Here is a 12,141-nt window from a genome sequence, read left to right on the forward strand (position 1 = left end):
TGTGCCGCCCGTTCAGGTTCAGCTGTCGAGGTTGTCGAGTGCTTTCTGGAAGCGGTTGGCGTGGCTTCGCTCCGCTTTTGCCAGTGTTTCGAACCAGTCGGCAATTTCGTCAAACCCTTCGTCACGGGCAGTCGCAGCCATTCCCGGGTACATGTCGGTGTACTCGTGGGTTTCACCGGCGATGGAGGCTTTCAGGTTCTCTACCGTGTTCCCCATGGGTAGACCGGTTGCCGGATCGCCCACTTCCTCCAGGTATTCCAGGTGCCCGTGAGCGTGACCGGTTTCCCCTTCGGCCGTTGAGCGGAAGACGGCGGCAACATCGTTGTAGCCTTCGATGTCAGCTTTTGATGCGAAGTAGAGGTAACGGCGGTTGGCCTGGCTTTCTCCGGAAAAGGCGTCTTTCAGATTTTGCTCGGTTTTAGATCCTTTCAGTGACATGGCTCTGTCCTCTTTGGTGACATTGCTTTCTGAATAAGTGTGGCGACGGAATAACAGCCGCCTTATCAAGTAAAGGACAGGATCGGTTATCGGGCTAATGAGTAAAAACGTAACCTGTCATCGTGTTTTTCGATGACAGGCTTGGGCGGGTGGACGGTGGCTTAACTGATCTTCCCTGTTTCAATCAGTTGCTGGATCAGCGGGCGGATAATCAGCTCCATGGCAAAACTCATTTTGCCGCCGGGCACCACCAGGGTGTCATGGCGGGACATAAATGAGCCTTGGATCATCGCCAGCAAATACGGGAAATCGACCTTCTTGATGCCACGGAAACGGATCACCACAAAGCTCTCATCGAGGCTTGGAATACCCTTGGCATTGAGCGGATTGGAGGTGTCCACCGTCGGTACGCGCTGGAAGTTGATATGGGAGCGGCTGAACTGGGGCGTGATGTAATTGAGGTAGTCATCCATGGAGCGGACAATGGAATCCATGACTGCTTCACGAGAGTGGCCCCGGTCGCGGGTGTCGCGGACAAATTTCTGGATCCATTCCAGGTTGACGATGGGCACCATGCCGATCAACAGGTCGACATGCTGGGAGACGTTGATATCACCGTCAACAACGCCACCGTGCAGCCCTTCGTAGAACATCAGATCGGTGCTGTCCGGCAAATCCTGCCATGCAGTAAAGGTACCGGGCATCTGGTTGTAAGGCACAGCTTCATCAAAAGTGTGCAGATAGCGGCGGAATTTCCCCGTGCCTTGCTGACCATATTCTTTGAAAAAGGATTCCAGGCGTGGAAAGTCATTCGCCTGTGGCCCGAAGTAGCTGATGTGGCGGCCTTGTTCGCGCGCCTTGCGGATTTCCACATCCATTTCTGGACGGGTAAAACGGTGAAAGCTGTCACCCTCCACCCAGGCTGCGCTGATATCCATCATGTTGAATATTTTGCGAAAGGCATCTGAGGTGGTGGTCGTTCCTGCGCCGGATGAACCGGTGACTGCAATAATGGGGTGCTTTGCAGACATGACAAACCCTGTCAATTTAGAAAGATGCAATCAGTTAACAGGGTCTTGGTGGCTTGGTCAAGAAGGGGGTATTAACCGAGTGATCGCGTCGGTTTGATATCCACGGTTTCGTGCAGTTCTGAGTAGACGACGACGGCCTCACGGTTTTTCAGCAGGGTATAGACCTGCTCTACCTTTTCCTCAAAACTCGCTTCCTGCTCACCGTAATCGGTGCCCTCGCGCAGCACAAAGTGCTCGATGAGGTTTCGCAGTGTTTCTTCAGGAATCTCCTGCCAGGGAATAATCATCAGCCAGCCCTACTACTTAAATTGACTATAAAAACCGGTGTCGGAAGGTCGCGCTAAACACGATATCCGTGCTGTTATCGTGATTGAACATATTCTCGAGCGCGACCAATTCTAGCGCACTGTTGCCAAAAAGGTAGCGGTAGCCATAGGCAAACTCATGTACCGGCTTGGTCAGGTCGCTGAGCTGGGGATTTTTCGCCTTACCCTGTGACAACAGGTATTCACCGACAAGTTCATGATGTTTAAACAACCGGTACCGGTAGCTCACACCCGCACTGATCCCCCACGGTTCGACCTGGACAAAATGCTGGGGTTTATCGGGGCGGTGGGTAAGCGAGACACTGGCAGTTAACCGGTGTTTCTCTTGCTGATAACCATAATTGGCCTGCAGTGCCTGTTCAAAAGAGGTGTGGGTGAACACGCCATGGTTGACGCGATTGAAGAAAAGCGTCACGCCAAGGCTGAGTGCATGGTGGGCGTTTTGGAAAAGTTGCTGCTCGCCATAAAGGTTGATGGCACTGAGCAGCGCGTCTCCGACAAAATCCGTCGCAGGCTTGCCGTTAAGTTGTGGCGCATCGATATAGAACCTGTCTTCTTCAACGTCAGTCCGGCCATTTTGCTCGATGCCGAAAATGTTGTGGAATTTCTTGGTGACGCCATCAAGTCGGTTGTTGGCGGCGTAGCGGTATTGTAGCCAGACACCATAACGCTGTGTGGAAGAATGGGCGCGGATAAACCCGGCCAAGAACTGGTTATGGTAATAATCAAAGGTGTACTCCGGTGTGGAGGCCCAGACACTGCCGAACGTCGCGCTGGCGAACAGATCAGTCTGGCCTTCCTGGAGAGAAAAAGGGTCGTGCAGCATGGGGGTGAGCCCCGTCGTTTGCAGCGGGGCCTGGGACTGTATAACCAGAGGCCCGAAATCTGTGGTCGGGTTTTCGTCAGGTGCCACAGCCGCTGCAGCGGCCAACGGGAGCAGGAAAGCGCCGAGTGATATGGTCATTATCCACCTCTCTCACCCCACGCTTTGGATTATCGGGCAGTTATGCCTTTTTTAGGTGTGGGGCCAACCAACGCGGTACTTCACGTTCCAGCCAGAGTTCAGGGGCGTGAAGTGTTCCGGTGACAAAGCCGACGTGACCGCCATACTCCGTCAGATGGTACTCAATATTGTCAGGAAGCACTGTCTTGGGGATCACCGCTTCCGTCATAAAGGGATCATCTTTAGCATGGATCACTTTGAGTGGTGTCGCAATTTCCTGCAACACATCTAACCCACTGCATTGTCGGTAATAATCTTCAGCATCCTCAAAACCGTGCAGGGGGGCCGTGACGGTTTGGTCAAACTGATAGAGTGTTGAGATAGCGACTTTCTCACCACTTTTCCACTGACCGATCTGCGGATGGCGCGCCAGTTTGTTGCTGAGTGTGCGGTTCATGGAGCGCAGCAGATACGCCTGATAAACCTTGGAAAACCCTTGCTGGATACGGCTGGAGCAGGCCGCAAGATTGAGCGGAGGGCTTACCACACACGCTGCTTTGACGATGGGGTCATGGTTGAACTCGGCCAGATAACGTACCAGCATGTTTCCGCCCAGGGAGACACCTGCTGCAGCGATCGGCGTATCAGGAAATTGCTGGCGCAGACGTTCCAGGAAAAAGCGTGCGTCGCCGGTTTCACCGGAGTGATAACTGCGTGGTTGTTTATTCAGCGAACCGCTGCAACCGCGGAAATGCATTAGCACACCCAGCCAGCCTTGCTGCTTAAATGCGTTTAGCAGGCCATTGGCGTAAGGACTGTAAAAGCAACCTGCCAGACCATGAAACAGCACCGCCACTGGCTTACCCGAAGCGTTGGCAGGGGGCTCAGTCCAGCTTAAATCCAGAAAATCCCCATCCGGCGTTTCAATACGTTCCCATACTGGCTCAAAGACCGCTTTTCGGCGTAAAAAACGTGGCAACAGAGTTTGCAGATGCGGGTTCTTACCCCATGCCATGGGTTTGAAGTCGTGGCTCATGTTTCTCTCTTACAGGGAAAATTCCGTTAATGGCGGGTTGGCAAGCAATGCGGCCAACTGGCGACAACCTTGTTGCAGGGTATCACGTGTGGGGGGCGCACTCACTGCCAGCCTGACCGCCGGTGGCGCGGCGTACCCCGGTGGTATAAAGAGCTCCGAGGATTTCACTTCCAGACCTTGTTCCTTGGCAGCAACGAGGAATTCACTGAGTGCCCAGCCATCAGGCAGCGTCAGCCAGCCATGAAAGCCATTAGGATGATAGCGAAGTGTTTCAGTGCCCAACAATTCAGTGACAAGTTGCCAGCGCGCTTCCATTTCGCAGCGGATAGTTTCCAGTACCTGATTGGCGGCGCCATTCTCCAGCAAGATGGACGCCATGGCGGTCAACAGCGGGCTGATCATCCAGCTGTAGTTTTGCAGGGCATTGACGAAATGAGGATAGAAGCGGTCAGGCAGGTGCAGGAACCCAAGGCGCAGGCCAGGCGCCAGGGTTTTTGCCAGCCCGCCTATGTAGATAACGCTGTCCGGCGCAAGGTTAACCATAGGCTCCGGGCGCTTGCGGGGCAGAAGTCCGTTAACGTCATCTTCGACAATGGTGATCTGTGCCTTCTGACAAAGGGCAATGATCTCTTTTCGCCGCTCTGTGCCCATGATGGCAGTCGTCGGGTTTTGCAGTGTCGGGGTGAGATAGACCAAGCGCGGCTGGTATTGCTGACAGGCCGATTTCAACGACGCCGGTGTTATCCCTTCATCGTCCATTTCCACCGGTTTGACCGTCAGTTGCAGTTGGCGGGCAAGACTCATCAGGCCGGGGTAGGTGAGTTTGTCAGCTAGGATAGTGTCGCCAGCACGGCAAAGAGTGAGTAGGCAAAGCTGCATGGCGTTCTGTGCCCCGGAGCAAAACAGTAACCGCTCAGGTGAAGCGATCACCTGATGCCCGGCAAGCCAGGACGCCAGGATTTCCCGGTGCCTGACAATCCCCGAGGGCGGCTGGTAGAGCATGAGATTGTTGAGCTCATTCGGGTGTGCCGCCAGTTGTTGCAGCGCTTCGGAAAACAGATCGGCGCGGTTGATGGCGGGGGGCACGTTGTAGCCAAAGCTCAACACACCCGGACGCTCGGGGGCGGCAAAGGTCCAGAGTGGTTTATCGCTTTGGGTGATATAGGTGCCAGCCCCAACACGGGCTTCCACAATGCCGCGGCGCTCGGCTTCGGCATAGGCGCGGGTAACGGTACCCACAGTGACCGACAGTGCATCGGCCAGGGCCCGGTGAGTGGGCAGCTTGGTGCCAGGCATCAGTTCCTGCAACTGCACTTTCTGCGCAATTGCATCTGCTATCTGGCGGTAGAGCGGCGCGCCCTGTTTATCCAGTGTCATCGTCATAATTGTCATGGTGACAATAAACCTTTTGATCCATTTTTCGATCCCTGTTAGCGTGAATTTTGAGCAGTAATGGCGATTAATTCAACGTTTTTATGTGAATTGTATCGATACAATGTGAGCAGGGAGACAATTCATGATGGAGCTTTCATTTCTGGCAACACTGGCTGTGTTTGCCGCGACCATGACGGGCACGCCGGGGCCTAACAATATGATGCTGACAGCATCCGGTGCGAATTTCGGTTACCGAAGGACGGTACCTCATCTGGTAGGGATCACTCTGGGTGTTGCGTCATTGATTGCCGTCGTGGCGGCAGGGCTTGGCGTGGTATTCAAACTCTACCCCTGGGTGCAGGAAGGCATGAAAATGGTCGCCAGTGGCTATCTTTTGTATCTGGCGTGGCGTATTGCCAATGCCGGTGCGCCTTCTGAAAAATCGTCACCGGACAGACGGCCGATGACCCTGTTGGAAGGAGCATTGTTCCAATATGTGAACCCAAAGGCATGGGCGATGGCCGTGAGTGCTGTGGGTACCTTTACCCTGGCGGGGGGCGATTACTGGTGGTCAGCCCTGGTGATTGTACTGACCTTTATGGCGGTAGGTTTTCCGTTGACGTCCCTTTGGGCGGGGTTTGGTGTTTGGGTCGGCAGGGTGCTGTCGAGCGATAAAAGTTGGGTGCGGTTTAACCGTGTGATGGGTACCTTGACGGCTTCCTGCCTGTTCTTTATCTGGTTTTAGCGCAGCCCTTTGACCAGTGTGGGATAAAGGGAGCGGGCGGCAGGGTCAAGCTGGGTGCAATAAAGCTCCAGTGCTGACGGCGCTTGCTCTTCCCAAGGCAAATGGTTGATGCAAGCGATGAGCGCCTGTTGCTGGAACTTCTCCAGTGTCAATTCGTAATTGAGCATCTTCTGATAAGCCCCGCGGGAGAGTTGGGGTTTGAGTTCGCGGCGCATCAGGCGATACCGGCTGAGCAGGGTTTCTGATGGTGCCAGAGCCTGCCGCAGGGTGGCCAAGGAGGAGGGCGACAAGGTAAAGCCGGCGCTTTCCACCCACACCAATAATAGGGCAAGGTTTACATTGCCCTTAAACGCATCCTGCAGCTTCAGGCAGGCGTGTTTGATCTCCTGGTTACCGTAGTGGTGCAGGCAAAACTGCCACAGCCCGTCGGCTGTGGCATGTTGTTTCAGCGGGCTTGGAACTCCGCTTCCATTTGCTCCAGTTGTTCCTGAAGATCCATCCATTCCAGTTCGACCTCTTCGAGCGATGATTTTGCGTCTGCCTGTCTGCGCAGTAGCTCGGTCAGTTTTTCTTTATTGGCGGCTTCATAGAGAGAAGGCTCTGCCAGTTGAGACTCTACGTCGGCGATTGTGGCAGAAAAATTTTCGAGCTGTGTGTCCAGCGCGTCAATTTTCTTACGAAGCGGTGCGGTCTGGCGGCGGAACTCCGCTTCCAGACGCTTTTGCTCTTTGCGCGCAGCCTGGGTGTTGGCACCTGCCGGTTTGGCGGTTTCTGCCTGCTCCTGACGACGCTCGGAGCGTTGCAGTTCGTTCAACCACTGATGATAGTCATTCAGGTCGCCATTGAATTGTTCGACCTTGCGATCGTGCACCAGATAGAGGTCATCCGTGGTGGCGCGCAGCAGGTAACGGTCGTGGCTGACGATAACCATCGCGCCTTCGAACGATTGCAGAGCGATTGTCAGTGCCGCACGCATGTCGAGGTCAAGGTGGTTGGTCGGTTCGTCGAGCAGCAGCAGGTTCGGTTTTTGCCATACGATCAGAGCCAGTACCAGACGGGCTTTCTCGCCACCGGAGAACGGGGCAATCACATCCAGCGCTTTGTCGCCATGAAAGCCAAAGCTGCCAAGGTAATCGCGGAGCTGTTGTTCGGTTGCCTCTGGCGCCAGACGCATCAGGTGTTGCAGTGCGGTTTCGTCGTCACGCAGGGTTTCCAGCTGGTGCTGGGCAAAGTAACCGATCTTCACGCCTTGAGAGTAACGCAGTTCTCCCGCCTGCGCAGGCACAGTGCCGGAAAGGAGTTTGATCAGGGTAGATTTACCCGCGCCGTTGCGGCCAAGCAGACCAATGCGGCTGCCGGGAACCAGGTTGAGGAAGATTTTCTCCAGGATCAGTGTGTCGCCGTAGCCTGCGCAAACATCCTCCATCATCAGGATAGGGTTAGGCAGGGCGGACGGCTCGCGGAACTCAAAGCTGAACGGGTTATCAAACTGCGCCGGCAGCATTTTCTCCATGCGTTCCAGTGCCTTAATACGGCTCTGCGCCTGACGCGCTTTACTCGCCTTGTAGCGGAAGCGGTCAATGTAGGACTGCATGTGTGCCATCTGCTTTTGCTGCTTCTGGAACATAGCCTGTTGCAGGGTCAGCTTTTCTGCGCGCATCACCTCGAACGCCGAATAGTTACCGGTGTATTCGTTCAGGGTTTCGTTTTCGATGTGGATGATGCGGTTAACAACCGGGTCAAGGAAGTCACGGTCATGGGAGATCAGGACCAGGGTTCCTCGGTAATTCTGCAGCCATTTTTCCAGCCACATCACGGCATCCAAATCCAGGTGGTTGGTTGGTTCATCGAGCAGCAGCAGATCGGAGCGGCAGATCAACGCCTGCGCCAGGTTAAGGCGCATACGCCAGCCACCGGAGAACTGGGTCAGGTTCCAGCTCATCTGTTCCTGGCGAAAACCCAGGCCGTCCAGCAATTCTGCTGCGCGGGCGCGGATACTGTAACCGCCGACAGCATCGATCTTATCGTGCAGCATCGCCACCTTGTTGCCATCATCGGCTTCTTCTGCGGCGCGCAGTGCCTGCTCCAGTGCGCGGTACTCGCGGTCACCGTCAATCACATATTCAATGGCCTGGCGTTCCAGCGCCGGGGTTTCCTGTGCCACCCACGCCATCTGCCAGCCGCTCGGGAAGTTGCAACTGCCGGCATCCAGGGTCAATTCGCCTTTAAGCAGGGCAAACAGCGAGGATTTCCCGCAACCGTTTTTGCCTACAAGACCTACTTTATCACCGGGATGGATAGTGGCAGAGGCCTGGTTCAGCAGCGGTTTACCGCCGCGCAGAAGCTGTATATCAGAAATCGTGATCATGACTCGAGGCGGCTCCGGCCGCAGAAATAGGAGGTCGAAAAACTGGCGCTGTTATATCACACGACAGCCATTTACTTAAGAGAGGCGCAAAAATGTGCCGCCGTCAGACGGTGAAAAATTGCGGCTTTTACCGTATGGTGGAAGGTGTACACCGGATACCGCAAGAGCCGGTGTTTTGTGTCATGCTAAGAAGACAATAAAAAAGACGGACTTATCGCGAATAGACACAATCATTCGCGCCAAATTGTACAAAAGGATTTTGCTGCCAGATGGGAACCCCGACAACGTCGCTTTTCCGCTCCAAGGTATTGGTTATCTTCGCCCACCCCGATCCACAGGAATCGGTGGCAAACAAACGCATGCTTGATGCTGTGCGTCCGCTCGAACACGTCAGGATCCACGATCTTTACGCCACCTACCCAGACTTTATGATTGATGTGCATCATGAACGCCAGTTGTTGATGGAGCATGATGTGATCGTCTTCCAGCACCCGCTTCAAATGTATTCCTGCCCGTCACTGCTCAAAGAGTGGATTGATGTCGTGCTGGGTAAAGGCTTTGCCCACGGTGGCGGCAATGCGCTGGCGGGAAAAACCTGCCGTTTTGTTATCACCACCGGTGGTGCGGCCGAAGCTTTCAGCAAAACCGGTTATAACAAATACAGCATGGAAGAGTTGCTGCAGCCTTTTGAGCTGACGGCGCTTCTGTGCCAAATGCGCTGGGTAGAACCCATGGTATTGCACTGGGCGCGCAGGGTCACTGATGATGATCGCGCTGCCCACGCTGAGCTTTATGTGGACTGGCTGTGTAACCCTGTTTCGGAGGTGGTGTGATGGAAGGTCATAACTATCTCCTTGATGCGGTCATTTTCCTGGCTGCGGCAGTGGTCGCGGTTCCTTTTGCCCAGCGTCTCGGATTCGGTTCCGTGCTCGGTTATCTCATCGCCGGTATCGCGATTGGCCCCTGGGGGCTCGGTCTTATCAGTGACGTAGAAGCCATCCTGCATTTTGCCGAGCTTGGTGTGGTGTTGCTGCTGTTTCTGATTGGCCTTGAACTTAATCCGAAAAAGCTAATGCAGATGCGAAAGCCTATTCTGGGTCTGGGTGGCAGTCAGGTCTTGATCAGCGCCGTGGTTATCGGTCTCGTCGTACTGGGATTTGGGGTCAGCAATACCGATGCTGTGGTGGTTGGGATGGGGCTGGCTCTCTCTTCAACGGCCATTGCGATGCGCATTATTGAAGAACAGCGTTTGATGCGCACAGAGACCGGACAATCCGGTTTTGCGGTACTGCTGTTTCAAGATATTGCTGTGATCCCCATGCTGGCAGTGCTGCCAGCACTTTCCGGCGGTGCCAGTGGCAGTTGGCTGGATGTGGCAATGATGTTGGGTGCCATTGCGCTGCTCTTGGTCAGTGGCCATTACCTTCTGCGCCCGTTACTGCGCTGGGTAGTGATGAGCCGGGTCAAGGAGATGTTTACAGTGACCGCGCTGCTGGTGGTGGTGGGGATTGCCCTTGGCATGCAATCGCTTGGCCTTTCCATGGCGCTGGGTACTTTCCTTGCGGGGGTGTTACTGGCAGAAAGTGAATACCGCCACGAGCTTGAAATTGCTATCGAGCCCTTCAAAGGGTTGCTACTGGGGCTCTTCTTTATCGCGGTCGGTATGGCGGTAGATTTGGGGCTGCTGGCGCAATATCCGCTGCAAATTCTCGGCGCGGTACTGGCCTTGATTTTGGTGAAAGCCGCCATCATATATGGCTTGGTTCGCCTGTTTGGCGGAACAGCGAAATCCCGGAGTCAGGTCGCTTTACTGCTCAGTCAGGGCGGCGAATTTGCCTTTGTTCTTTTTACAGCGGCGCGCACGGAAGGGTTGCTGGAACCTTCACTGAATGCTTTTTTGCTGGTGGTGGTCAGTTTGTCGATGATGACGACGCCATTGCTGTTGATAGCCCAGGCGAAGTGGTTTGCCCGCACGATCAATGCGGACAGTGCCATACCAGAAAACGAACAGTTTGATGAAGACAGTGCCCGCGTGATCATCACCGGCTTTGGCCGTTTCGGTCAGGTTGTGGGTAGGCTGCTGTTTGCCAATAAAATCAAGCTGACGATTTTAGAGCGGGATCCGTCGCAAATCGCCTTTCTACGCAAGTTTGGCTACAAGGTGTATTACGGCGATGCCACGCAGCTTGATTTGTTGCGTGCGGCGGGAGCGGCGAGCGCGGAGGCCATCATTGTGTGTGCCGACTCGCCGGAAGAGGTCATGGAAATCGTTGAGCTTTGCCAACACCATTTCCCGAACCTGAAAGTGCTGGCACGCGCACGAAGCCGGGTAGAAGCGAACCAGCTGCTGGGGCGCAATGTGGATGGGTTTGCCCGGGAGACGTTTTTAAGTGCGCTGGATTTAGGGCGGCAAACATTGATCGCCCTGGGTATGCACCCGTACAAAGCCAAGCGGGCAGAAGCTTTTTTCCGCAAGCTGGATGAAATGCGCCTGCATGAATTGCAACCTCAGCATACCGATGATGTCACTGCCGTGACCCGTACCAAGGAGGCGCGGCTGGAATTGGAAGAGTTGTTCGATCTGGAAATGAAAGGCGATTCAGAACGCCACCAGAGTTGGAACAGAGACAGTTAGGCAAGGAAGTTATGGCCAAAAAAAGATTTATTGCCGGTGCGACGTGTCCCTCCTGTAAAGAAGGAGACACACTGCGTTGGTGGCAGGAACACCACGTGGAAGTGGTGGAATGTGTGAAATGTGGTCATACAGACCGCCGTTCTCCGACAACTTCGGAAGCGGACGTGCCAGTGGAACCGGCGCGTGACGCACAGGTGATAGGGATATTTAAACCAGAGTAATAGTCGTTAGGCAGAGTTTTCTGTATTATCGGCGCCGAAATAAGCAGGTGCCGCTTTGCCTGATTGCATTCAGCGACACCCAGACTTAAATAACCGCTTCCGGAGCTAAGATGAAAATCACTAAAGACGTGGTCGTAAGCATTGCTTACCAAGTAAAAAATGAAGACGGCATTGTGGTTGATGAATCAACCAAAGAGATGCCACTGCAATACCTGCAGGGTCACGACAACCTGATCGTGGGTCTGGAAAACGCACTGGAAGGCCGCGAAGTCGGTGATGCGTTTGAAGTGACTGTAGCGCCGGAAGAGGCATACGGTGAGTACCTGGACGCAATGGTTCAGCGCGTACCTGCGGAAGTATTCCAGGGCGTTGATGAGATCGTTGTGGGCATGCGCTTCCTGGCGGACACCGACATGGGTCCAATCCCAGTTGAAGTCACTGAAGTAGACGGCGACGAAGTGGTTGTTGATGGTAACCACATGCTGGCTGGCCAGACCCTGACGTTCAACGTGGAAGTTGTTGCAGTGCGTGAAGCGACTGAAGAAGAGATCTCGCACGGTCACATTCACCAGGCGGGCGGCTGCTGTGGTGGTCACGACCATGACCACGACCACGAAGGCGGTTGCTGCGGTGGCGAAGACAAAGGCGACGACCACGTATGTTGTGGTGGCGGTGGTTGCGGCTCTCACTAATCGCCCAGCCTTAAAGCATCTCGCTTTTGATTGATAAAAACGCCATCCGGGAAACTGGGTGGCGTTTTTGTTTTTTTAAGATGGGGCCTAGGTTCTGGGGAAAGAAGGTCCTGGGAAGAGCGAAGAGCGGAGAGCGGTCCTGGGAATTTAAAAAGCGGTCCTAGGACCTTGGAAGAGCAAAGAGCTTGACTCTATAGTGGCACCATCCAAAATCTTGCAGTACCCAGTACCCAGTACCCAGTACCCAGTACCCAGTACCCAGTACCCAGTACCCAGTACCCAGTACCCAGTACCCAGTACCCAGTACCCAGTACCCAGTACCCAGTACCCAG

At 54.5% G+C, this 12,141-nt stretch carries 13 protein-coding genes; 5 read left to right on the forward strand and 8 right to left on the reverse strand.

The annotated features are described in order from the left end of the window. Positions 1-18: 18 nt before the first annotated feature. From KU854_RS13090 to KU854_RS13115, 6 genes are all read right to left on the reverse strand, one after another. A complete protein-coding gene (locus KU854_RS13090; protein ID WP_054779508.1) occupies positions 19-438 on the reverse strand; it encodes a rubrerythrin family protein in 420 nt (139 codons plus the stop codon). A 161-nt stretch (positions 439-599) separates the two neighbouring features. Beyond that, positions 600-1,469 carry a phosphoribulokinase gene (locus KU854_RS13095; RefSeq protein ID WP_218358954.1) on the reverse strand — a complete coding sequence of 290 codons (870 nt, stop codon included), beginning with the start codon at positions 1,467-1,469 and terminating at the stop codon, positions 600-602. 71 nt (positions 1,470-1,540) lie between these two features. Further along, positions 1,541-1,756 carry a YheU family protein gene (locus tag KU854_RS13100; protein WP_218358955.1) on the reverse strand — a complete coding sequence of 72 codons (216 nt, stop codon included), beginning with the start codon at positions 1,754-1,756 and terminating at the stop codon, positions 1,541-1,543. Positions 1,757-1,781: 25 nt separating this feature from the next. Next, positions 1,782-2,759, reverse strand: a complete 978-nt coding sequence (locus tag KU854_RS13105) for a DUF3187 family protein (RefSeq protein ID WP_218358956.1) — start codon at positions 2,757-2,759, stop codon at positions 1,782-1,784. 40 nt (positions 2,760-2,799) lie between these two features. Next, entirely contained in the window at positions 2,800-3,774 is a 975-nt protein-coding gene (locus KU854_RS13110) for a hydrolase (RefSeq protein ID WP_218358957.1), read from the reverse strand. Between the two features lie 9 nt (positions 3,775-3,783). Continuing rightward, complete coding sequence (locus tag KU854_RS13115; protein WP_218358958.1) at positions 3,784-5,166, reverse strand: aminotransferase-like domain-containing protein; 1,383 nt, start codon at positions 5,164-5,166, stop codon at positions 3,784-3,786. A gap of 124 nt (positions 5,167-5,290) precedes the next feature. Between KU854_RS13115 and KU854_RS13120 the strand changes: the two genes are divergently transcribed. Beyond that, complete coding sequence (locus KU854_RS13120; protein ID WP_218358959.1) at positions 5,291-5,893, forward strand: LysE family translocator; 603 nt, start codon at positions 5,291-5,293, stop codon at positions 5,891-5,893. Here KU854_RS13120 and KU854_RS13125 read toward each other — a convergent pair. Together KU854_RS13125 and KU854_RS13130 are read right to left on the reverse strand one after the other, a co-directional pair. After that, on the reverse strand, positions 5,890-6,396 hold the full coding sequence (locus tag KU854_RS13125; protein WP_218358960.1) for a TIGR02444 family protein: 507 nt from the start codon (positions 6,394-6,396) through the stop codon (positions 5,890-5,892). The two genes, KU854_RS13120 and KU854_RS13125, sit on opposite strands and share 4 nt — an antisense overlap. Beyond that, positions 6,339-8,261: an ABC transporter ATP-binding protein gene (locus KU854_RS13130; RefSeq protein WP_218358961.1), complete on the reverse strand. Its 1,923-nt coding sequence runs from the start codon at positions 8,259-8,261 to the stop codon at positions 6,339-6,341. Before KU854_RS13130 ends, KU854_RS13125 begins: the two co-directional genes overlap by 58 nt. Positions 8,262-8,530: 269 nt before the next feature. On the opposite strand from KU854_RS13130, the gene kefG reads away from it, so the two are divergent. The 4 genes from kefG to slyD all read left to right on the forward strand — a co-directional run bounded on the left by kefG (position 8,531) and on the right by slyD (position 11,809). Further along, positions 8,531-9,094 (forward strand): glutathione-regulated potassium-efflux system ancillary protein KefG, encoded by a 564-nt coding sequence (gene kefG / locus KU854_RS13135; protein ID WP_218358962.1) that lies wholly within the window; start codon positions 8,531-8,533, stop codon positions 9,092-9,094. Beyond that, positions 9,094-10,896 carry a glutathione-regulated potassium-efflux system protein KefB gene (kefB, locus tag KU854_RS13140; protein ID WP_218358963.1) on the forward strand — a complete coding sequence of 601 codons (1,803 nt, stop codon included), beginning with the start codon at positions 9,094-9,096 and terminating at the stop codon, positions 10,894-10,896. Before kefG ends, kefB begins: the two co-directional genes overlap by 1 nt. A gap of 11 nt (positions 10,897-10,907) precedes the next feature. Continuing rightward, positions 10,908-11,117, forward strand: a complete 210-nt coding sequence (locus tag KU854_RS13145; RefSeq protein ID WP_054779513.1) for a YheV family putative zinc ribbon protein — start codon at positions 10,908-10,910, stop codon at positions 11,115-11,117. Positions 11,118-11,227: 110 nt separating this feature from the next. After that, positions 11,228-11,809: a peptidylprolyl isomerase gene (gene slyD, locus KU854_RS13150; protein WP_218358964.1), complete on the forward strand. Its 582-nt coding sequence runs from the start codon at positions 11,228-11,230 to the stop codon at positions 11,807-11,809. Positions 11,810-12,141 lie beyond the last annotated feature (332 nt).

It is taken from the genome of Enterovibrio paralichthyis (assembly GCF_019209835.1).
Classification (GTDB): domain Bacteria; phylum Pseudomonadota; class Gammaproteobacteria; order Enterobacterales; family Vibrionaceae; genus Enterovibrio; species Enterovibrio paralichthyis.